Below are 19,365 nucleotides of genomic sequence, written 5' to 3' on the forward strand. Positions count from 1 at the left end.
AAAATGAATGATCAAACAAAAAAACCGAATAAAAGCTATACATCAGAATTTAAAGAATCAGCTGTCAAATTAGCTAATGAGACGGATCAACCCGTTTCTCAGACTGCCAGGGAGCTAGGTGTTAATGTAAATACTCTACATACCTGGATCAGTAAATATTCCAAACCGGTGAAGACGGTAGCCAATAGAAGTGATGAACACATTTATGATGAAGTAAAACGTCTGAAAAAAGAATTGGCAAAAGTGATTCAGGAGCGTGATTTATTAAAAGGCCACAGCGTACTTTGCAAGGGAAACTTTGTGAAGTACGCATGGATAACTGATCAGGCTAAAGATTACCCGGTAACGATTCTGTGCCGTTTTATGGATGTTTCCCGTAGTTGCTATTATGATTGGGTTAGCTCTCCTAAAACGGATAGAGAGAAAGAAAATGAAGCGCTTACTGAGCAGCTAAAAAACTGTTTGAAGACAGTCGCAAGACTTATGGAACCCGTCGTCTTAAAAAGAAAACTGGCTGAAAAAGGCGTTCATATAAGCCGCCGGAGAATTGGTCGATTAATGAAAAAAGCCGGTTTGTTTTGTAAAACGAAGAGACGCTTTAAAGCGACGACTAATTCCAAGCATAATAAGCGTATATCTCCAAATTTACTGGAAAGAGAGTTTACTGTCTCTCAACCTGATCGCTACTATGTGGGTGATATTACCTATATTGCCACCAAGGAAGGCTGGTTATATTTAGCGGTTGTCATTGACTTATTCTCTAGGCAAATTGTTGGCTGGTCGATGGATGAGCGAATGAAAGCCAAGCTAGTCAATGATGCTTTACTGATGGCCATATGGAAGCGTAAACCAATGGATGGATTGCTTTGGCATACTGACCGAGGTAGCCAATATGCCTCTGATAGTCATAGAAAAATATTGTCGGATCATAACATAATTCAGTCTATGAGCCGCAAAGGAAATTGCTGGGACAATGCTGTATCAGAGAGCTTCTTTCATAGTTTGAAAACTGAATTGACGCACCATTGTCGATTCAAAACCAGAGTAGAAGCAAAGCAGGCAACATTTGAATATATTGAAAGTGTTGACACATTTTGATATTTCAACAGGTCAGATCAATGAGATTTTAATCCATGACAAAGACCATTTTCATACTGAAAAAAATACATTGCTAACTGCCGGTATCAACAATAGTACTTATATCCATGTTGATGATACGGGTAGTCGTCATGATGGAAAGAATGGTTATTGTACTCACGTTGGCAATGAAACCTTTGCCTGGTTTTCAAGTACTCGATATAAGAGCCGGATTAATTTTCTACAATTGTTACGAGGTGCTGCTGTTGATTATACGCTCAACGATGCAGCACTTGATTATATGAGCAGAAAAATTACCTCACAAGCCATTGAGCGTTATTGAACAAAGTCATCAGACTTGCTTTGATAATGAAGAAGCCTGGAAATACTATCTGCAGAACAATAGTATCATAACACAACGGCATGTTCGCATTGCCACAGAAGGCGCTTTACTGGGGCATTAATTAACAGTGGCTTTCCAAGTGATTTGGTGATTGTGTTGATGTTGTCATGGACATTGGTTTGAATGGTGATCAGTTTTTCTGGCTACAATATGATTGGGATGGCGATGGTGATTATTTTGATACCGCAGGTGATGCTAGCCTGCCTGGAAAGGGCAATAACCCACCCTACAGTCGAGCAAGCTTTGGTATTTATAATCGCTCTAAACGTATTATTTATACCCGTGAATTATACTGAATGGGCTACGAGCCATCATAGGAAATACTGCTTTGAATTTTTCTAAAAACATAAAAAGTATCACCGACTAAACCTCTTCTGGCACTAATAGCGATCGTCGTTATTCTGGGATTTAAAGAACAAGCACCCGGTGTCGCATCACAACAAGCTGGGCAAACATCATCACAGCGTTCAATTGCTGTTTGTTCACGGACGTTTTTCATTAATAATCTGTTCGATAAGCAGTCAAAGGAATGGTCGTATTCAGACCTGCATGGCTAATGCTAACAATAATTTTTTTTGGCGCTCACAGCATCCAATTCATTGCCACAACTGGATACCGTGCAAAGACTCACCACCACTTCAAACCGAATAGCCGCTCCAGAGCACTAATGCTATTGCCATATTGATCGGCAATCGCAGTGCCAGCAATAATAGCATTGTAATCGTCAACTTCATTATAATTCGCCCTGCCGAAGTGGTCGCCCCATCAACAAGATTCTCATGGGGCTGCATCATAATTTCATCAATATAGCTTTTTAGCAATGGCTAATTGTTGTGCACGTACCATGGGATCTGCACTGTATTTTTAATCATGGACATAACCCGTTATGGGTTCAACAATAACCACCCGCGCACTGTCACCCACGGTAAAAGAAAATGCGCCGGTGGAGCTGGCAATCCCCTGTGCATCATAAGTAAAGGTTGGTGTTGGGCTGATGATGACCGTGCCCGTATCACTATAGGCCGATTGAGAAGCTGGTTTTTAATATCTGAGCGGCACACAATGAACTTGCTGCGTAATTTAAGGCATAGTTATCACCGCCCAACACAATATCAACATCACACTGGCTGGCAATGGCAATTTTTGTGCATAACGAAAAGCTGAGATGATTTCTTGATGATATTGGCTGTCTTGAAAGGAAGATTGACTAAAGAATTTTGCTGCACCGACTGATGCCATAATGCCGACAATGATGATCACCGTCACAAGTTCAACGAGTGTAAAACCCTGGTTTCTTGTCAGCTCATTATTTCGAAAATTGCTATTATTCGTTTGCATCTAAAAACCAATGATACAGGCGGATTTAAACTAGGCAGATTGCGGTGAGCGGTGAGCAGCGCCCATTCTACTCACGACGCTTTAATTGATTGCATCAACCACTACTGCACCATTAGCAGGATTATAAGTAATGCTCATAGTCGATGCAGCGGTACCTGTTTTATTAGCACGATAGTTGTAAGTACATAACGAACTAGCAAAAAGTCGCGGTATAGTCATTGGTCGTATCCGTAGTAGACGTACCCGCGCTGATTGTAGGTGGGTTTTGAACAATACCACTACCCAAACCACCACCGACACCTGCTACTGCTGCCTCATGAGCCTGATCGGTTAGCATCCATAAATTTTACGGTAATTAAAGCAGTCGCCGCCAAAATACCTAAAATCAAAACCTTACGGTAATTAATTCTATCAGGGTAAAATCCTGAGTTTGACTGTTTAAAAACACTTTATAGATCAAAATATAACGATGAATCTGGGAAAATACCATATTTTTCATAATATATTTAACAAATGACTCTATGCTAATGAAAATATCATCTTTACTTCATTTTTCCGACCAAATCCACATCGGCATAAAAATACCTAAAAGCAAGAATAAGTACCATGCCCGCAATCACTAAAATAAGAGCCAAGGTTCAATTTGTGCACTGAGAAATTTAATTTCATAATCCACCTCATCTTCATAAAAATTCAGCCACTTTAACCAACATATCATCCACTTGACCGGTTTCTTCACCCACCGCAATCATTTGCAATACCAATGGGGTAAACATGCCTGTTGCGGCGGCAGTATTGGTCAGATTGTCACCGCGTTCAACGCCCTTGCGCATTGCAGCAATGCGATCACATCAAGGCCAAAAATTGACAAATAATTCCGAGGTAGCCAATAATATTTTGGTATAAATGGGCAGGTCTAAATTCATTTTACTAAACACGCTAGCAAATTTGGGGATCACAAAGATATTCAACACCACAAGGGCAGCCGCCAAAAAATCAGCACAAAAAGTTGGATAGCGGGTCGCTTCTTTAATTTTATCTTTAATCAACTTGTCTCTTTCCAGATAAAAGACAATTGCTCAAAAGCATCATCAAACGCCCAGTACTTTCCCCACTTTCATGACACTGAGAAACACCGGCGGAAAAACTTCCGGGTATTTTGCCAAGCCTGTAGATATGGCTGACCGGCTTCAAGTTGCTTGATGCTATGCTCTAAAATTTCTTTTAAATAATCATTGTCAGTGGTTAATGCCAAGCTATTCATTGCCCGAATAATTGGAATTCCAGCCTTAAACAAAGTGCTCATTTGTTTGGCAAATAAAATCAATTCTTCGGTACGGGGTTTACCTAGCCCAAAACGACGTTTCCAGGGGATAGTTTTAGGTGCAGTGACCGCCGTGCGTAAAACATTGGAAAAAGTCAGACCAATTTTGGCATTGATCTGTACTTGGCTGATGCGCTCCAATCGATATTCCACCGGATCTTCAGCAGTAATGATTTTTTTCGCTATTATTGAGCTCATTTAAAGCCCCGTATAAGGTGGTAGTCTTACCGCTGCCCGTGGGGCCGGTCAGTAATACTAAACCATGTGGGCGATGAATTGATTTGCGAAAACGTGTTAACAAATCAGCATTCATACCCAATTGATCTAAATTTAGAATACCGGCACTTTGATCAATAAACGCATAACCACTGATTCACCGTGCTGGGTTGGCATGGTTGATAGACGTACATCCAGTGAATGTTTTTTGATTTTAATATGAAAACGCCCATCCTGGGGCAAGCGTTTTTCAGAAATATTAAGGCCAGACATTAATTTCAGCCGGGAGACCAAGGCTGCGACAATGCGTTTTCATTCATTACCTGCTCATTGCATACGAATGCGCAATACTTTTCATCTGGTTCAATATGAATATCCGAGGCATTAACCTGTAAGGCATCTTCAAAAATGGTTTGTAATAAACGCACGACCGGAGCATTTTCAACATCATCACTTTGTGCCAATTGCTCCAGATCGATATCTGTTTCAGATAATTCTTCATCTAACTCTTCGACCAGAGAATTGATTTCATCTTTACGACGATACACATTGTCCATTACCGCCAACAGATCTTTTTCTCTGATCAAAGCCAGAGTGATGGGACGCTTAAGTACCTTGTGAATATCATCATAGGTAAAAATATCAGACGGATCAGCCATGCCCACTAATAGGCCATTTTTTCTATCCGCCAGGACAATAGCACGATAGCGCCGTGCCAGCGTTTCAGGCAGGAGGCGCACCACTTCTGTTTGATAGTGGTATTGTCTCAAGTCGATAAAGGGGACGTTCAGTTGACGGGATAAAAAAGAGAGAAATTTTTGCTCAGAAATATAGCCAATTAACACCTGCCCTAATTTGCGCCCCGATGTTTTTTGATCAGCCAATGCCGCACTTAACTGACCCTCTATGACTCCTTAAGTCTAAGAACAAAAATACTAGAAAAGCTATTGATATACCTGCTGTACTTCCAAGTCTCATGGCTAGAGATGGTGTTAAGTCGCTTGCTGGCGCATTTTTTTTGCTTGTTTGAATTCCATATCCAAGCGTTCCAGTTCCTGCATCTCATTAAGGCTAAAAGCCTGCTTTTAATCTAGCATCACGATTAAAACGGGCTCTCTCGGCGTCGAATTCAGGTATTTTTTTTTATTAAAGTGAAAAACATCTTATCCGGATCAAGTTGTTCACGTTCACATTGATAACGAAACCAGCGAGTCCCTGCATTGATATGACCAATTTCATTACGTGCCATGAGATCATCTGCCGTAGTTACCGCCATTTGCCACAATTCATTATGCGCGGGAAAATCACCATAGTCATAGCCCATATCTCTGAGACTCTGACGCAATAGAATTAAAATGCAGGCTTTTCTTCTTTTTGCTGTTTTTAACTTAATCATCATAATATTCTTTGGGCATGTGGCGATAGCGATAAACACTATCCCAGGAGAGGTTCACAGCAGTTAATTCAGCCATGTACCCAGAGCATGGATCAATGATGGGCACGTTGCTGAATGGATTTAAAACCGATTTGATTTTTAACTTGCTCACTTCAACGAGAGCAGAGAGTTTGGCTATCATCCCGGCTCATTAAGCTGTAGCGGGTGCATCACAGAGAATCCACCTTCTTGCCACTCTAATGAGCCAGCATCCGTAATACTGAGGGCGATTTGTTAACTTAATGCCGATTTTCATCAGGATTGACACATAAAAAGCAATTTTTGCTTCCTGATACAAGATTTTTCTGGCTTGGGCTACCTATTGGAGGCGATTATGTAAGACGCGCCTAACTCTTTTTGTTACTTGTTAATTTGACCCATAGTTTACCACTCCAATACCAATGCAGATAGTAGGCTTCTTTGAGTAGACGAAAAACAGACTTTACACGCCATTCGAAGCGCTCTTCTGCCGCCACTGCGGATAAATGCATACTAAGTCCCTGTGCTAGGGGTTAGGATTCGGTAGAGGTGATAACGACTACTGATAATGGCGACTTGATGGGCGCCTGATTGCTCGTTTAATTGCTTGTGTGATTGTTCGTGTGCCGATAATGATGAGAATAGCAAAAGCACGAGGCGTGTTGCAGATTTTCAGAGTGTGACGTGACTTTTCTTCAATAATCACTTGCGCTTCACTGACGCCCTGTGATTTTAAATACATTGCACCAGCACGGGATTCTGAAATCGTATTAGCCCTTCAAACGACGCTTAAATGCTTCAGTGGGAGCATTATTAATTAAACACAGACCCGCGACTAAAATACTCTGAACGTTTGTCTTCGGCAACTGAGTGGTTGTTTGCAATGCTGTTTTCGTTGTCTGCCATAGCAAATACAAAAAAACCAGACCGACGGTGAGGAGTAATAAAATATTGGAAAAAATAAAAAGTAGACAGTCCATCCCAACCGAAGGCACTGTCTTTAAAGAATTGTTTTTTTAATGGCAACTTTTTTACTGGCAAGAGAGGCCCACTGATCGCTCATAATGGAATGACTAAATAACCATTTTAACAGACCCATCATAAAACGATAGCGTAAAATTATGTCCTAAATATCTCTATAAATTAGCAATTTGTTGTTGGACATCAATATCCTTATAGTCAACCAATTTATCATCACTCAAATTGACTACAGCATCATCTAGATATTGCCAATCATCAAAGCCGCCATGTTGTTATCTTTGCCATCATCCTTGGTTCTTGCAGTTGAGCGATAGGCCGACAAATCTTCGTTATAAAAATCATAAAACTGTTTATCGGCAGTTTCAGCCTCCGGGTCAACCAATTGAACCAGTTCTTCTGAAACCTGCTCTGCTTCATTAGCAGGTTCAGGTGCTTTTTCCGGTGCATTTGCGAGTTCAGTTTCAGCTTCCGGCTCAGTGACGGCAAGGTAAAGTCCATTGCCTTTAATAGTGTTGATGGTGATGCGACGGCAGGCGTTATGGCAGCAGGTGAATATACTTTTGGTACGAGTAGCATTGAATTAATGACAGTGACCAGCGGTGAAATGCAGGTTAAATTGCCCGGTGCTGATACTTGGCAAACTTATACAAGCGGCGAAACATTCAGAGTCGAAGCCAAGCAATCCTTTGATGTCAAAATGACCACAGATGTCGCCTATCTCTGTGTTTATATCAACGAATAAGCATACTCTCAGCCATGGCTAAAAATATCAACAATGATTGGGATAGTCATTTTCTTGAGCAGTCATTAATTTTTGCTGATTTAAAATTGCTCTTAGAACAGAGCAATTGGACTGATTAGCCGGGTAGTCAGGGCTTGCTGGCACTACTGGATAAGCCAGTCATTTTATCCAGCGGCCATACATTAGCTATGCATCCTCAGGATGAGACATTACCATTTCCTGATATGGGTTATGAAGAACGTGTCTACAAAAAGGCATTATCAGTACCCGTGAACAAAACTGGCATGACTTGTTTAATGCCCTTATCTGGGTGCTATTTCCCCAAACAAAAATTCTACTTAATTCCCTGCATATACAGGAACTCGAACGTCAGCCCGGCAAAAAAGAACGCCAGCCCGAGATGCCATTACCCACTTGGACGAGTCCGGCATCATTATTGCTAGTAGCAACCCAACTTACCTTCAAGCCCTGAAAGATCATCAATGGCAAAGTGTGTTTTTACAGGCTCGTTCGCACTGGTTTTCTAAAGATGGCTTTTCTGAGAGTAGGCAGCAACAAAGTATCGGTGCCTTTGTCTTCGGTCATGGCATGTATGAAAAAGCCTTTACGCCCTTTATCGGTTTTACCGGCAAAGCCTATTGCCTTGAAGTGGATGATAATTTTTTTCAATGTGACAAAATGAGTCAATATAAAAAGCTAGATCAATTATTGTCCGTCACAAAGCAAAATCATGAATCATCAGGAAGAAGCGACTATCGCCTGCCCTTATTGCGGTGAATACATTGATGTCTTGACTGTGTTTTTTAACGACCACACCGGATAAGCCCTTTCTGACAGAACGAATGTATTCAATTTTATCATAATGAATCAGAGGTTAAGAAGTCTAATTCACTAAGTAGTTTATGTTGACTGGCTGACATTGCCCCTCAAAAACATCTATTTGATGTAAAGATAGCATCAAATAGATGTTTTGTAAACTACCATCCTATAATGTCTAAAACAAATTTGCTACTATCAAGCTCAGTTTTTTCTTACTTAATAAAAATTATCCCTATTGCATTTGTTAATTCAATAAATGGAGAGAAAATATGGACGAAACAGCGGATGAATTTCAACTGTAATAAAACAATGAGTGTCTCACAATAATTAATTAAAATTGTCTTAAAAACCTGTCTAAATTATTATTTAGGCAGGTTTTTAATCACTCTGATCAACAAATCGTAAATATTTTTTTCAACGCTACCAGTAACACTTTATCTGCATATTGAGAACCGGTTAAATCAGGCATCTTTTTATTTTCCCTGTTTATTACTTTGTAAAACTGTAGCCGAAAGAGATCCTTGATCTGCAGTTGATTAATTTTCTTTTGGCCAGTTCCAACTGAACTGCTGTAGTCTTCATAATGCTCGGCAATACCAGGCAACTTAAAGTATTTCAACTGTTCAAGTAGTCTTTCGACTTCTTTATCAGTGGGCATATCAAGCATCATTTGAATGGCTTCACTTTTCTTCTTTGTTTGATTGTTTTGTTTCAAACTGGATGGTTGAGTCATAAGTTGTTCCTTTGATTTCTTTAGGTTGATAAATATTGATGTCGGGTTTTTCTAACGTAATGTCGAGTAAGTCTTCACTGCGGGTTAAATGCAAAGCACCTGCTTCGGGTAATTTGTTGAGTCGCTGTTCCAATAAATTGGCCACATACTCACTACTGAAGGCTTCAAAGACAAAGGCATCCAGCATGGCTCGTTCAGTGGCTTCAATGCCATAGATTTCACTGAGGCCAACAATCTTTCGCACATGAACTTTAGGGTTTAAACGCTTCTGAGCCAGCTTTTGATAGTAATCACTGGCACGAGGTGACAGTGCAATAAAGCGTTGAAACAGTTTTTGATCTTCTGAACGTCTGCGCTGGGCTAGCAATTCTTTGGGATGGTCCGGATCTTCAAAATCACGATGGCGCTCAAAGCTGCGAATGTGTCGGGCAATGAGTTTTTCCTGATCATAAACACAAAGTCGCTCGGGATAGATTTTTAAGGTCAGTGACTGGCTGGCATATTCTGCGGGCACTGAATAGCGGTTAGAATCCAGACTGATGCGAAACAGTTTGGTCGAGCGGACGGTTTCAATCCGTGCAATGTCATATCGGTTAATGGGCAAAGAGCGCATGGCCTGCACATCTTCAGGCAAACAATCCACTGGCTTTTTTCGGGTTTCGCCATGGATGCGCACATTAGCAATGTCAGCCATCCAGATTTTAATGGCTGGATTCAAGATCTCAAACTGAGTCAACTCCAGGCCATTGAGGAAGTTTTTTTTGACATAACCCACCCCGTTTTCAACCCGACCTTTTCATTGCCCTTACGAACGCCACAGGCTTTAATTCTAAAACCATAATGATGTGCAAAGTCTAAGTATTTAGGGTTAAAAACAATATCTTCTCCTGCAGGGCGAGAGAGAACGCCCGTCTTCAAATTATCAATCATGACTTTTTCCGGCACGGCACCAAAGAACTCAAAAGCATGTTGATGACAGGCCAGAAAGTGTTCCATGCTTTGTGATAAAGTGAATTCTACGTACATCATTCTGGAATGGCATAACACCATCACAAAGAAGTTCAGCTTGCGAGTGGTTTCACCCACTTGAATGGTTTTGTACAGGCCCCAGTCAACCTGAGCAGCTTCACCTGGTGCAAAGGCTAAGGTTAAAAAGCGGGCTTTCGTTTGGGTCGAACCTGATGAACATAACGTTTGACCACAGAGTAGCTCCCGTCATAACCCTCCTCCTGTACTCGTTGAAAGAGCTGAGTCGCCGTATAAGCATGCTTTTCCAGCAAACTGACAATATCATCCTTATAGGGATCGAGTTTGCTGTTTTGTGCTGCCGGTTTCCGTGGTCGATAATGTTTTTCCTGTAGCCAGCTCTCTACTGTGCGGTGATCTCAGATCCATCTTTTGTGCAATCTGACCTACGTTCAGCTTATCCTGTTGATACTGTTTCATACGGCACCAGGCTTCATAATCAATCATGATGGCCTCCAGCATTTAATTGTTTGAGTATTTGTTTTATGTGGACAGGTGAAGATGAGGTTTGTCTAACGGGGTCAGATTTGGCTGATGGGGATAAAGATAGGACTTGATACAAAGGATGTTTATAAGTGATTAGTTTGGCCTGAATGAGTTCTGTTCGTGCCTGAGTGAACTTTAATGTCCCTATATTCAACTGTTTCATTAAGCTCGGTTGTGAGTAATAACTCAGCCCATTTTGATCGGCAACGGTAAGTAAAAATAAATAAAATGCCATTGATTCACAAGAGCAAGACTCAAAGTGGCCATCACGAACCAGGCGGTGATCGATCCAACTGAACTGAGAGGGGATTTGACGTAATTGCCCTGGATTGGGCATAGGATGCTCGGTCATTGTTTTCTCCATGTTTTAGGTGAGTGTTGAGTAAAAGATCCTCGCCTAATTCTCGCAGTTTCAGACCACTCTCGACTATGTCATCTTGTAACGTACTACCGATAAGATGTGCAATTAATCCTATTAAAACAGTGGGTTGGGACTTTAAGATCTCTTGTAACGCATTGGCGTTAAGATCGTCTGTTTTCTCTTTTATATCAATCGCTTGCGTGATTAAGGTATCTTGTAACGGTAATGGGTTATCCAATGATTGTTGTACAATTTTCCAGTATTTTGGATTTTGGGAACGCCATTGCTGAACACGCTGGACATTGACAGTGCCACAGAAGTAGTTTTTATTTTGGTTTTGCAGCCATTTTTTTTGACTGGCGGCCTTACTGGCTTGTCGACACTCAGGTGCTGAGCAGAATTTCTGACGACCTTTAGAGCGGGGTTGGGTTTGAAAAAAGTGTGGCAGTGCAAGCACTTGCAAGTTCCTGAACGTGGCATTGAGTATTTCCTCTACCTGAGATAGTTGAGGAAAAGCAAGAAAAAGTACAGCAAAGAAAAGAACGGAAGAAGACAGAAGAAAATCCAAGTAGAACAAAAGATTTTTTTAAAAATTGGGAAGAAAAAGCAGAAGAAGAAATGACATTTTCAAATGGCCAAGATTAGGACACTTTCAGGAGACCCCTGACACAGAGGCAAGGCGATCCACTTCAAAAGTAAGCTGTTCATCGCTGAGTGCTTGCGCTTCAAGCGCCATCTGTGTGGATGCTGCCTTGATCTGCTCTTTCGCCTTTAAGATGGCGCGCTCTCTAATGACACTTTCAATCCTTTTTTCAGGAATGACCGCATACACAAAACGGCAATCCATGGCTTGCGCCATGCTTTGCATACTTTTGAGCGTGGCACTGCCTGTTAGCTCAGCAGATTCAGCTTGTGAAACCCGCCCCTTGGTAACGCCAAGGCGGTTTGCCAATTGCGTGCCTGACATGCCAAGCGCTTTGCGAACTGTTTTAAGCCATCCTTCAGAAGAGGGCACGGCATAGTCGCCAAACTGCTTTAAAGCTTGGTTCACTTTGTTTTGATATTGCTTTAAAACAACCGCTTCGATGCCCATCGGATGACCTTAATCTATAATTTAAACCATCATTAGTTTAGCTAAATCTATACCATTAAAACATACAAGTCAATATAAAGCTAAACTATTAGCGAAGAGAAGTTTAGTTATTTGTTGATTTACCTCATTTGCTTTCGGCGCAGTTACCCCGAAGCGCGATTTTTTGTGCTCTTTATGCAGGGCACTGAACGCTCACTCGCAGCCTTACCTGAGTTGAGTGATGATCTGCCACAAATCTGGATCATTGCACAATCATTCCCTGATAATATGGAATTTGAGCATACTATCTATTGTGAACGCGAGGTCACCGCCAAATCGGCTTAGGGATGAAAAACGTCTCAATCATTAGGAAAGACAGTCGTCCCTTGATAATTTTTCTTGATGAGGGCAATTGTTTCATCGCTTCGGTTGATACTGCGTGCCATCATGTGGGTGAGAGATGATAGCAAAAGCGCGTCTCCGTTTGATTTCATTGAGAATATTGCTATCTGCCATGCCCTTAAAAACCTTATTTTTACTTAAATTGGTACTTGTTTGTTAAATTACCTTTTGGAGTAACTTCAAAAGGGCGTTTTTTATGAAAAATGATCTTTTATACCGATAATATAGCTATTTTAGTGCAGTATAAAAGGCACGCTATTCTACCGAATAATTCATGCTCTATAAATTACTATCGCAAAATATCTTCCAGCCCTGTTAATTGCTGCTGATAAACATCTAGATTGTCCTTTTTAAATTTTTCCAAATTCATGAGCTTCCATTTTACCGATGGAAAATCCTGATAATCATAAATCGACCAGTCAGGTGCTAGACGATTAAGGCTTAACAAAAACGCCTTATCATTTTCGTCCAAACTGGCTTTTACTGCTTCAATAAGCTGAAGTCTTGTTGCCTCATAATCATCATAACTAAACTCAATTGCGCTCATGCCTTCAAACTGGTTTTCAAAGGCTGTGCGTTGATCAAGCAGATGTAGGGTAAGTATTTCATGGGTTGGTCGATTAGAGCTGACCAATCCAAGCAAAAAGCCGCGCTTAATTTCATCAGTGAATCCTTTATTTTCAAACATGAGCTTCACATCAAACAAATCTCTAGGGTGCTGCCTATCTAAGGCTGCACATATTTTGCCACCATAGAGCTGCCCTATTGGTACAATGGGCATCGTGCAAAATACGTCAAACTGTTCTTGTGCTGTTTCACAAAGCTGAGCTTTAATTGCTTCTCCTAGCAAACCACGCCCCACCATGTTTACTTCTATTTTTATGGTTATGCCATGCTCATTAAGTTGAAGCTTACAAATATTCTCTTTATGTTCAATTCGTATCGATGGGCGAAGCTTTTCAATGTTTTCCTTGATGCGCCCTAGTGCCACATTAATCGCATCAAGCGTTTCTTTTCGCTGTGCGATCTCAACATAGGTTAAATCAATATCTACTGATAACCTTGGCATATTACGCACAAAAAGATTAATGGCTGTACCGCCATGCATGGCAAAACAATCTTCTTTTGCAACTTCTGGCAACACATCGAGCACCAGCATCACCTGTTTTTTATAGGCTTCATTCATATCACTGCTTCCAACTCTTTGGGCACGGTTATCTGATATTTTGCAACGTAAACCCCATCGCTAACGATACTGCGTTTACCTGAGCCTAAATCAACTTTATCCAGATCGATAAAGTTAAACCATTCATGACCAGCTTTATCAGCCAAGTATAAAAACAGTCTTTTTACTTTTATCGAGCTACATTCTTCCAATAATTTTTGCACTGTTGCTGGGCGCAAATTATTCAAGCCCTCCATAAGCTCAAACACTTCCAAGAGTGGTTGAGATTTGGGAGCTAAATATAAACATTCCATGACTGCTCTTGCAGGACTGGAAACCTTAACCGTGAAGCTCTTATGTTCGATTTCTACCAAGCCAAGATCAGGCGGTAAAAAAGACGAAAGTTTACACTCTATATTTACTCCCCAGTCTCGCTTTTTAAACCAAAGTGGCAAGCTGTCTTTCTTGCCTCCAAATAATTGCACCCTCTTAGCCGATAGCTCCAAATAATGCGCTTTCCCTTGCATCGACAGAGCAGTTTTACCTGCGGGATGCACAAAGAGTCCTAGTTGAGATTGCAAAGCATAGATACCGCCCAAGTAATCGACCTGATCGCCATGACGTATTAATGCGCCCGTGCCGATAGAATCAAACCACTGGCTTTTTTTGTACCGTTTTTGTAAATCAAGACTATAGCCCTGCTCACTTAGCCATGCTGAAGAGAGCACTATGTCAGAAGGCTGAGTGCTAAGCAGTGTGTTTAATTTTGTCTCTCTTACGGTACTCATAGTACCAATTTACATCACATTTTAAACCTATTCAACAAAAAGGTTTAAAATTAATTGTTTTTAGGTACTGACAGTACCAATATAAAAATAAACATAAACTATAAAGCTGCAGCAATTCTCGCTGAGATGAACAATTGAGTTGTAGTGGTGCTTACCAAGCAGAAATAAAAAAACTTTTCGCAGTAACTTTAGCAAAATTAAAAAAATCGAATAAAAAGCTTGCATTTTGAGAAACAAGAGATCAAACTCTTGTTTTTCAATTGGTTGAATGACTTCATGTTAAAAAATATTTCCCTTTTATATGCTTGGTACTGTGAATTTTGGCCTCTTTAAGTCAGCAAAAAAAACATTTAAGTTTTTCTGCCCTGAAACAGGCCATCTCACTGCACTTTCATGCAATCAAAGATAGCCGAGTACAAGGAAAGTGTGATTACAGTCAACATGATGTGCTTATGAGTGCTTTTGCCTGCATGTATTTTCAAGATCCCTCTTTAAGTGAATTTCAGAAACAGATGGAAGAGGAACAGAATCAAAATAATTTACGCACTCTTTTTAATGTTAAAAAAATTCCTAAAAATAGTCAACTAAGAGACATTTTGGACAGCAAAACTCGGTGAAGTAACTTATTCTTATGAATTAAGCTGAAAACAGCATTTTTTGTTTGCCTGATGCTTTTTAAAATTTTTTTTGTTCTTTCTTTCTAAATAGCAGGCACGGGAGATGCTGCGTTTAATCGACGCATTTTCCCTAAAATAGGTTTATTTTCTTATTTTTACAGGTCTCATCTCCTCATAATCGTCTCTGTACAATAAAAAATCCATTAAATGTTCCCAGGAGTCCATCACAAAAAAGGTAATAACCCCTCTGAACTTTTCCCACATTAATTTTTTAGAGCCAAACTTTTTACGACAAGCTTGATAAGCCCTATCGGTTAATTCAAAAATTTGATGGAAATAAAAAGCCAGCAAGGTTAACAGATACATATTAAAGCTCAGGTGCTTCTTCCCATGACCATAATTATGCTCAATGTGATAGCCTTGGTTCTTTAATGTGTTGAAACATTCGTTTTCTATTTTCCAACGACATCGACCCGCCTGGGTCATTGTTTGAATATTATGTTCACTGATCTTTATGTCGGTGACCCAGCTATTTCGGTAGATAATTTTCCCTGCGGTATTGGTGAGGGTATATTCAAAAAGTTAACTTCAATGGCATTTTTTTCGCCATGTAAAGGGACATTATTTTTCCATCGATAATGATGTTGGTGCCCTTTTTCGTCAATCCAGTCCATTGATGGGAGTTCAGAAAATGCTTCAAGCCATTCAAATAAATATGTGTGATCACCAGGTTTGGCAACCAATAAATAATGCATCATTTCTTCAATTATATCTTCTATCATAGGTTGATGTGACATCAAACCATCACCACAAATCATAAATCCTTGTCTTGGATGTGCTTTTTTTTAGATTGGCTATAAAACGTTTGGCTGCATTACTTTCACAATCCTGTTTTTTTGTACCATCCGTATTTTGTATTGCTTCAGGCATGACAGGGAGCACTTGTTTTTTATCGGGGTGCATAATGGCACCTTGTAAAACAGCATGACTGTAGGTTATTTCACCCGTTCTATGTTCTTTATGAAGACAACAGTCACAATGGATTTGCTTAGAGGAATAATATTGCGTGCCATCAATAACACAAAGCAATGTGTTGGGTAATATGGCATACTCTTCAAGATGCTTATGTCGTCTGAGTCGTTCAAATAAATCTTTAAATGCAGGTGCAAATGTTTTAGAGGGTATGAGATCCAAAATGCAGCAATTCTCGCTGAGATGAACAATTGAGTTGTAGTGGTGCTTACCAAGCAGAAATAAAAAAACTTTTCGCAGTAACTTTAGCAAAATTAAAAAAATCGAATAAAAAGCTTGCATTTTGAGAAACAAGAGATCAAACTCTTGTTTTTCAATTGGTTGAATGACTTCATGGTAACTTCTCAATAAGTCTGTGCATTTAAACAGCACAAACTTTACCTTTCAGCAACTCAGGCAGATATGGGATCAAATTTCTCTTGCTGATCCGGTCATTAATAAAATCCCAGAATGAAATTCCTTGTTTCAAACAAGTTTTCTTTAAACTGACAAAGGTATCTCTGCAAAGTTGCCCATCCTTTGAGCGTGTACTACCACTAATTTTACGCTTAATAACATATTCTCGAATATCATTTTCACTCATTGATGTGTCAACGCCTTTTACCCCTCTTCAATCAATCGATTTAAGCTATTTCCTGCTGTATTTCATAATCGACTGGTGACAAATAATCATTAGCCGAATGAAGTCGCTCCCGATTATAAAATACCTCAATATATTCAAATATTGCCTGCTTTGCTTCTACTCTGGTTTTGAATCGACAATGGTGCGTCAATTCAGTTTTCAAACTATGAAAGAAGCTCTCTGATACAGCATTGTCCCAGCAATTTCCTTTGCGGCTCATAGACTGAATTATGTTATGATCCGACAATATTTTTCTATGACTATCAGAGGCATATTGGCTACCTCGGTCAGTATGCCAAAGCAATCCATCCATTGGTTTACGCTTCCATATGGCCATCAGTAAAGCATCATTGACTAGCTTGGCTTTCATTCGCTCATCCATCGACCAGCCAACAATTTGCCTAGAGAATAAGTCAATGACAACCGCTAAATATAACCAGCCTTCCTTGGTGGCAATATAGGTAATATCACCCACATAGTAGCGATCAGGTTGAGAGACAGTAAACTCTCTTTCCAGTAAATTTGGAGATATACGCTTATTATGCTTGGAATTAGTCGTCGCTTTAAAGCGTCTCTTCGTTTTACAAAACAAACCGGCTTTTTTCATTAATCGACCAATTCTCCGGCGGCTTATATGAACGCCTTTTTCAGCCAGTTTTCTTTTTAAGACGACGGGTTCCATAAGTCTTGCGACTGTCTTCAAACAGTTTTTTAGCTGCTCAGTAAGCGCTTCATTTTCTTTCTCTCTATCCGTTTTAGGAGAGCTAACCCAATCATAATAGCAACTACGGGAAACATCCATAAAACGGCACAGAATCGTTACCGGGTAATCTTTAGCCTGATCAGTTATCCATGCGTACTTCACAAAGTTTCCCTTGCAAAGTACGCTGTGGCCTTTTTAATAAATCACGCTCCTGAATCACTTTTGCCAATTCTTTTTTCAGACGTTTTACTTCATCATAAATGTGTTCATCCTTCTATTGGCTACCGTCTTCACCGGTTTGGAATATTTACTGATCCAGGTATGTAGAGTATTTACATTAACACCTAGCTCCCTGGCAGTCTGAGAAACGGGTTGATCCGTCTCATTAGCTAATTTGACAGCTGATTCTTTAAATTCTGATGTATAGCTTTTATTCGGTTTTTTTGTTTGATCATTCATTTTAGGTCACACTTTTTATCTTTTAGTTATTTTAAGTTGTGTGTCCGGTTAAGTGTAGCCACATTACATCAAAGCGGAGAAGAACTCAAAATGTTCTGGAAAATCCTTAAGATTCAGTGCATAAAGCGGTCGCAGTAGGTTCAACTGATTTTTTTAGGATTAAACCTGTGACTTCGCTATATTTGGCTAGCTCATCTCTCGACCACGCCTTATATGACGTTTCTGTTCGTAGGCTCATAGATTTACACTCGTGCTTCCTTCACACAAATTCTCGCGAGTTTGCATTTGCCGTCGGCTAGTACTTATAATCACACAAGGTGATTTCGGTTCTCCTACAGGGGACTTACACCTCATAAATTCACGCCCATGCTGGGCGTACCAAATAGCTCCAGCGGACAATTTAAAGCGGCACTTGTTTTGCTTACGCAAAAACGTGCCACTTTAAACTGCCGCTGAGCAAGGCGTTAGCTTTCTATAAACATGTCCAATATATTGCACACGTCCAACCCACGCGCTATACTTGTACAACATATCGTACATGTAAGGAGTTGCAATAATGCGTGTTATCTCATTCACCGAAGCAAGAAATACACTTAAATCTGTTTTAGATCAAGTAGTTAATGATGCTGACTGCGCTGTAATTACGCGTCGCGATAGCGATGATGCAGTGGTCATGTCTTTAGACTTTTACAATAGCCTTATGGAAACAGTTTATTTACTTAAAAGCCCTGCAAATGCTGAGCATCTCAGCAAATCTATAGAACAATACCATCAAGGTAAAACCAAGGAAAGAGACTTACTAAATGAGTAAGAACTTAGCATGGACTGATGCGGACTGGTCAGATTATATTTATTGGCAAAGCCAAGATAAAAAAACATTAAAACGTATCAATAAATTAATTGATAACATTCTTCGCTCCCCCTTTGAAGGTATTGGGAAGCCTGAGGCCTTAAAAGAAAATCTATCTGGTTTTTGGTCGCGTAGAATTGATGATACCCATCGTTTAGTTTACGCAGTTAATGATACACATATAACTATCATTGCCTGTAAGTACCACTATAACAAATCAAGCTAACAAGGAAATTATCATGGACAAAATAAAGCATTGATCGTTCCTCGCAATACTTTATTTTGCCAGTTATTTATAACGTTAGCATTATCAGTTAAGGGCACCCATCATTTAATCTCAAAAGATGGGTGGCCTAAACCATTTCGAACTTATTGGTATTGAAATAATTGGTGCAAGTGACTTCTTAAGAGATTCAATTTTAGAATCAACTCAGGCAAAATTATTACACTTAACGGATCATGTGCATAATCGGTTAGCCGGAGGTTTCTCTCCTCCACCCCCACAACACCCTGCATGTGGATCCGCACAGGGCGTTTCCCAAAGAAATTTTGACGACCTTTAGAGCGGGGTTGGGTTTGAAAAAAGTATGGCAGTGGCAGTGCAAGCACTTGCAAGTTCCTGAACGTGGCATTGAGTATTTCCTCTACCTGAGATAGTTTAGGAAAAGCAAGAAAAATAAATAACATTTTCAAATGGCCGGAATTAAGACATTTTCAGGAACCCCCTGACAATGT

General features: G+C 40.1%; 35 protein-coding genes and 3 pseudogenes. 10 read left to right on the forward strand and 28 right to left on the reverse strand.

The features are described 5' to 3' along the window. The first annotated feature begins 3 nt into the window (after nucleotides 1-3). From JEU79_RS04915 to JEU79_RS04925, 4 genes are read left to right on the forward strand one after another with little or no spacing between them, the layout of a single operon-like run. On the forward strand, nucleotides 4-1,098 hold the full coding sequence (locus JEU79_RS04915) for an IS3 family transposase (RefSeq protein ID WP_198263210.1): 1,095 nt from the start codon (nucleotides 4-6) through the stop codon (nucleotides 1,096-1,098). Beyond that, a complete protein-coding gene (locus tag JEU79_RS04920; protein ID WP_198263211.1) occupies nucleotides 1,082-1,420 on the forward strand; it encodes a hypothetical protein in 339 nt (112 codons plus the stop codon). The genes JEU79_RS04915 and JEU79_RS04920 overlap by 17 nt, the downstream gene beginning before the upstream one ends. After that, entirely contained in the window at nucleotides 1,407-1,541 is a 135-nt protein-coding gene (locus JEU79_RS27350) for a hypothetical protein (RefSeq protein WP_281400835.1), read from the forward strand. Before JEU79_RS04920 ends, JEU79_RS27350 begins: the two co-directional genes overlap by 14 nt. Before the next feature lie 46 nt (nucleotides 1,542-1,587). Then, nucleotides 1,588-1,776 (forward strand): DUF6701 domain-containing protein, encoded by a 189-nt coding sequence (locus tag JEU79_RS04925; RefSeq protein WP_198263212.1) that lies wholly within the window; start codon nucleotides 1,588-1,590, stop codon nucleotides 1,774-1,776. A 5-nt stretch (nucleotides 1,777-1,781) separates the two neighbouring features. Here JEU79_RS04925 and JEU79_RS04930 read toward each other — a convergent pair whose 3' ends face one another. The 13 genes and pseudogenes from JEU79_RS04930 to JEU79_RS04990 form a co-directional block, all read right to left on the reverse strand. Then, the gene (locus JEU79_RS04930) at nucleotides 1,782-1,979 is read right to left on the reverse strand and encodes a hypothetical protein (RefSeq protein ID WP_198263213.1); all 198 of its coding nucleotides are present in this window, start codon (nucleotides 1,977-1,979) and stop codon (nucleotides 1,782-1,784) included. A 581-nt stretch (nucleotides 1,980-2,560) separates the two neighbouring features. Next, nucleotides 2,561-2,818 carry a pilus assembly FimT family protein gene (locus JEU79_RS04940; RefSeq protein ID WP_198263215.1) on the reverse strand — a complete coding sequence of 86 codons (258 nt, stop codon included), beginning with the start codon at nucleotides 2,816-2,818 and terminating at the stop codon, nucleotides 2,561-2,563. A gap of 81 nt (nucleotides 2,819-2,899) precedes the next feature. Beyond that, nucleotides 2,900-3,109: a hypothetical protein gene (locus tag JEU79_RS04945; RefSeq protein ID WP_214660496.1), complete on the reverse strand. Its 210-nt coding sequence runs from the start codon at nucleotides 3,107-3,109 to the stop codon at nucleotides 2,900-2,902. A gap of 392 nt (nucleotides 3,110-3,501) precedes the next feature. Beyond that, the gene (locus JEU79_RS04950; protein WP_198263217.1) at nucleotides 3,502-3,651 is read right to left on the reverse strand and encodes a type II secretion system F family protein; all 150 of its coding nucleotides are present in this window, start codon (nucleotides 3,649-3,651) and stop codon (nucleotides 3,502-3,504) included. Nucleotides 3,652-3,669: 18 nt separating this feature from the next. Continuing rightward, nucleotides 3,670-3,867 (reverse strand): hypothetical protein, encoded by a 198-nt coding sequence (locus JEU79_RS04955; protein ID WP_198263218.1) that lies wholly within the window; start codon nucleotides 3,865-3,867, stop codon nucleotides 3,670-3,672. A 68-nt stretch (nucleotides 3,868-3,935) separates the two neighbouring features. Next, the gene (locus tag JEU79_RS28335; protein ID WP_198265866.1) at nucleotides 3,936-4,124 is read right to left on the reverse strand and encodes a type II secretion system F family protein; all 189 of its coding nucleotides are present in this window, start codon (nucleotides 4,122-4,124) and stop codon (nucleotides 3,936-3,938) included. Nucleotides 4,125-4,268: 144 nt separating this feature from the next. After that, a pseudogene (locus tag JEU79_RS28340) lies at nucleotides 4,269-4,631 on the reverse strand (GspE/PulE family protein); the annotation flags it as partial. 5 nt (nucleotides 4,632-4,636) lie between these two features. Next, nucleotides 4,637-5,242: a GspE/PulE family protein gene (locus JEU79_RS27955; RefSeq protein ID WP_343074941.1), complete on the reverse strand. Its 606-nt coding sequence runs from the start codon at nucleotides 5,240-5,242 to the stop codon at nucleotides 4,637-4,639. Nucleotides 5,243-5,487: 245 nt separating this feature from the next. Further along, on the reverse strand, nucleotides 5,488-5,754 hold the full coding sequence (locus tag JEU79_RS04970) for a DUF455 family protein (RefSeq protein ID WP_198263219.1): 267 nt from the start codon (nucleotides 5,752-5,754) through the stop codon (nucleotides 5,488-5,490). Then, nucleotides 5,747-5,935, reverse strand: a complete 189-nt coding sequence (locus JEU79_RS04975) for a hypothetical protein (RefSeq protein ID WP_198263220.1) — start codon at nucleotides 5,933-5,935, stop codon at nucleotides 5,747-5,749. The genes JEU79_RS04970 and JEU79_RS04975 overlap by 8 nt, the downstream gene beginning before the upstream one ends. 205 nt (nucleotides 5,936-6,140) lie before the next feature. Continuing rightward, on the reverse strand, nucleotides 6,141-6,284 hold the full coding sequence (locus tag JEU79_RS04980; protein ID WP_198263221.1) for a hypothetical protein: 144 nt from the start codon (nucleotides 6,282-6,284) through the stop codon (nucleotides 6,141-6,143). Between the two features lie 301 nt (nucleotides 6,285-6,585). Beyond that, the gene (locus JEU79_RS04985; protein ID WP_198263222.1) at nucleotides 6,586-6,813 is read right to left on the reverse strand and encodes a hypothetical protein; all 228 of its coding nucleotides are present in this window, start codon (nucleotides 6,811-6,813) and stop codon (nucleotides 6,586-6,588) included. 178 nt (nucleotides 6,814-6,991) lie between these two features. After that, complete coding sequence (locus tag JEU79_RS04990) at nucleotides 6,992-7,135, reverse strand: hypothetical protein (RefSeq protein WP_198263223.1); 144 nt, start codon at nucleotides 7,133-7,135, stop codon at nucleotides 6,992-6,994. A 63-nt stretch (nucleotides 7,136-7,198) separates the two neighbouring features. Between JEU79_RS04990 and ppnP the strand changes: the two genes are divergently transcribed. After that, nucleotides 7,199-7,495, forward strand: a complete 297-nt coding sequence (ppnP, locus tag JEU79_RS04995) for a pyrimidine/purine nucleoside phosphorylase (RefSeq protein ID WP_198265867.1) — start codon at nucleotides 7,199-7,201, stop codon at nucleotides 7,493-7,495. Nucleotides 7,496-7,784: 289 nt separating this feature from the next. Beyond that, nucleotides 7,785-8,272: pseudogene (locus tag JEU79_RS05005) on the forward strand (DUF3025 domain-containing protein). A 433-nt stretch (nucleotides 8,273-8,705) separates the two neighbouring features. Here JEU79_RS05005 and JEU79_RS05010 read toward each other — a convergent pair. From JEU79_RS05010 to JEU79_RS05030, 7 genes are all read right to left on the reverse strand, one after another. Beyond that, entirely contained in the window at nucleotides 8,706-9,029 is a 324-nt protein-coding gene (locus JEU79_RS05010) for a hypothetical protein (protein WP_214660497.1), read from the reverse strand. Beyond that, complete coding sequence (locus tag JEU79_RS27960; protein ID WP_343074942.1) at nucleotides 8,995-9,765, reverse strand: Mu transposase domain-containing protein; 771 nt, start codon at nucleotides 9,763-9,765, stop codon at nucleotides 8,995-8,997. Before JEU79_RS27960 ends, JEU79_RS05010 begins: the two co-directional genes overlap by 35 nt. Before the next feature lie 14 nt (nucleotides 9,766-9,779). After that, nucleotides 9,780-10,133, reverse strand: coding sequence for a DDE-type integrase/transposase/recombinase (locus JEU79_RS27965; protein ID WP_343074943.1), 354 nt, complete (start codon nucleotides 10,131-10,133; stop codon nucleotides 9,780-9,782). Nucleotides 10,134-10,343: 210 nt separating this feature from the next. Next, nucleotides 10,344-10,520: a hypothetical protein gene (locus JEU79_RS27970; protein WP_343074944.1), complete on the reverse strand. Its 177-nt coding sequence runs from the start codon at nucleotides 10,518-10,520 to the stop codon at nucleotides 10,344-10,346. Beyond that, a complete protein-coding gene (locus tag JEU79_RS05020; protein WP_198262753.1) occupies nucleotides 10,513-10,911 on the reverse strand; it encodes a hypothetical protein in 399 nt (132 codons plus the stop codon). The genes JEU79_RS27970 and JEU79_RS05020 overlap by 8 nt, the downstream gene beginning before the upstream one ends. Next, nucleotides 10,826-11,377, reverse strand: a complete 552-nt coding sequence (locus tag JEU79_RS05025; RefSeq protein ID WP_214660657.1) for a hypothetical protein — start codon at nucleotides 11,375-11,377, stop codon at nucleotides 10,826-10,828. Before JEU79_RS05025 ends, JEU79_RS05020 begins: the two co-directional genes overlap by 86 nt. A 195-nt stretch (nucleotides 11,378-11,572) precedes the next feature. Continuing rightward, nucleotides 11,573-12,013 (reverse strand): mobile mystery protein A, encoded by a 441-nt coding sequence (locus JEU79_RS05030; RefSeq protein WP_198263225.1) that lies wholly within the window; start codon nucleotides 12,011-12,013, stop codon nucleotides 11,573-11,575. A 165-nt stretch (nucleotides 12,014-12,178) separates the two neighbouring features. Between JEU79_RS05030 and JEU79_RS05035 the strand changes: the two genes are divergently transcribed. Further along, nucleotides 12,179-12,337 carry a hypothetical protein gene (locus JEU79_RS05035; RefSeq protein ID WP_214660498.1) on the forward strand — a complete coding sequence of 53 codons (159 nt, stop codon included), beginning with the start codon at nucleotides 12,179-12,181 and terminating at the stop codon, nucleotides 12,335-12,337. A gap of 346 nt (nucleotides 12,338-12,683) precedes the next feature. Here JEU79_RS05035 and JEU79_RS05040 read toward each other — a convergent pair whose 3' ends face one another. Both JEU79_RS05040 and JEU79_RS05045 read right to left on the reverse strand, forming a co-directional pair. Next, nucleotides 12,684-13,580 carry a nucleotidyl transferase AbiEii/AbiGii toxin family protein gene (locus JEU79_RS05040; RefSeq protein ID WP_198263227.1) on the reverse strand — a complete coding sequence of 299 codons (897 nt, stop codon included), beginning with the start codon at nucleotides 13,578-13,580 and terminating at the stop codon, nucleotides 12,684-12,686. Next, the gene (locus JEU79_RS05045; protein ID WP_198263228.1) at nucleotides 13,577-14,347 is read right to left on the reverse strand and encodes a type IV toxin-antitoxin system AbiEi family antitoxin; all 771 of its coding nucleotides are present in this window, start codon (nucleotides 14,345-14,347) and stop codon (nucleotides 13,577-13,579) included. Before JEU79_RS05045 ends, JEU79_RS05040 begins: the two co-directional genes overlap by 4 nt. Nucleotides 14,348-14,667: 320 nt before the next feature. On the opposite strand from JEU79_RS05045, the gene JEU79_RS05050 reads away from it, so the two are divergent. Then, a complete protein-coding gene (locus JEU79_RS05050) occupies nucleotides 14,668-14,964 on the forward strand; it encodes a hypothetical protein (protein ID WP_198263229.1) in 297 nt (98 codons plus the stop codon). A gap of 141 nt (nucleotides 14,965-15,105) precedes the next feature. On the opposite strand, the gene JEU79_RS05055 is transcribed toward JEU79_RS05050, so the two are convergent. The 6 genes and pseudogenes from JEU79_RS05055 to JEU79_RS26030 form a co-directional block, all read right to left on the reverse strand. Continuing rightward, nucleotides 15,106-15,450 (reverse strand): hypothetical protein, encoded by a 345-nt coding sequence (locus JEU79_RS05055; protein ID WP_198263230.1) that lies wholly within the window; start codon nucleotides 15,448-15,450, stop codon nucleotides 15,106-15,108. A gap of 26 nt (nucleotides 15,451-15,476) precedes the next feature. Continuing rightward, nucleotides 15,477-15,782: a hypothetical protein gene (locus JEU79_RS05060; protein WP_198263231.1), complete on the reverse strand. Its 306-nt coding sequence runs from the start codon at nucleotides 15,780-15,782 to the stop codon at nucleotides 15,477-15,479. Further along, entirely contained in the window at nucleotides 15,769-16,158 is a 390-nt protein-coding gene (locus JEU79_RS05065; protein ID WP_198263232.1) for a hypothetical protein, read from the reverse strand. The genes JEU79_RS05060 and JEU79_RS05065 overlap by 14 nt, the downstream gene beginning before the upstream one ends. A gap of 199 nt (nucleotides 16,159-16,357) precedes the next feature. Continuing rightward, nucleotides 16,358-16,576: pseudogene (locus tag JEU79_RS05070) on the reverse strand (IS66 family transposase); the annotation flags it as partial. A 43-nt stretch (nucleotides 16,577-16,619) separates the two neighbouring features. Continuing rightward, complete coding sequence (locus JEU79_RS05075) at nucleotides 16,620-17,483, reverse strand: IS3 family transposase (protein ID WP_198263029.1); 864 nt, start codon at nucleotides 17,481-17,483, stop codon at nucleotides 16,620-16,622. Nucleotides 17,484-17,567: 84 nt separating this feature from the next. Beyond that, nucleotides 17,568-17,780 carry a transposase gene (locus JEU79_RS26030; protein WP_246540013.1) on the reverse strand — a complete coding sequence of 71 codons (213 nt, stop codon included), beginning with the start codon at nucleotides 17,778-17,780 and terminating at the stop codon, nucleotides 17,568-17,570. 556 nt (nucleotides 17,781-18,336) lie between these two features. On the opposite strand from JEU79_RS26030, the gene JEU79_RS05080 reads away from it, so the two are divergent. Both JEU79_RS05080 and JEU79_RS05085 read left to right on the forward strand, forming a co-directional pair. After that, on the forward strand, nucleotides 18,337-18,591 hold the full coding sequence (locus tag JEU79_RS05080; RefSeq protein ID WP_198263234.1) for a type II toxin-antitoxin system Phd/YefM family antitoxin: 255 nt from the start codon (nucleotides 18,337-18,339) through the stop codon (nucleotides 18,589-18,591). Beyond that, a complete protein-coding gene (locus JEU79_RS05085; protein WP_198263235.1) occupies nucleotides 18,584-18,856 on the forward strand; it encodes a Txe/YoeB family addiction module toxin in 273 nt (90 codons plus the stop codon). Before JEU79_RS05080 ends, JEU79_RS05085 begins: the two co-directional genes overlap by 8 nt. Nucleotides 18,857-19,365 lie beyond the last annotated feature (509 nt).

The sequence above is a fragment of the sulfur-oxidizing endosymbiont of Gigantopelta aegis genome (genome assembly GCF_016097415.1).
Lineage (GTDB): Bacteria > Pseudomonadota > Gammaproteobacteria > GRL18 > GRL18 > GRL18.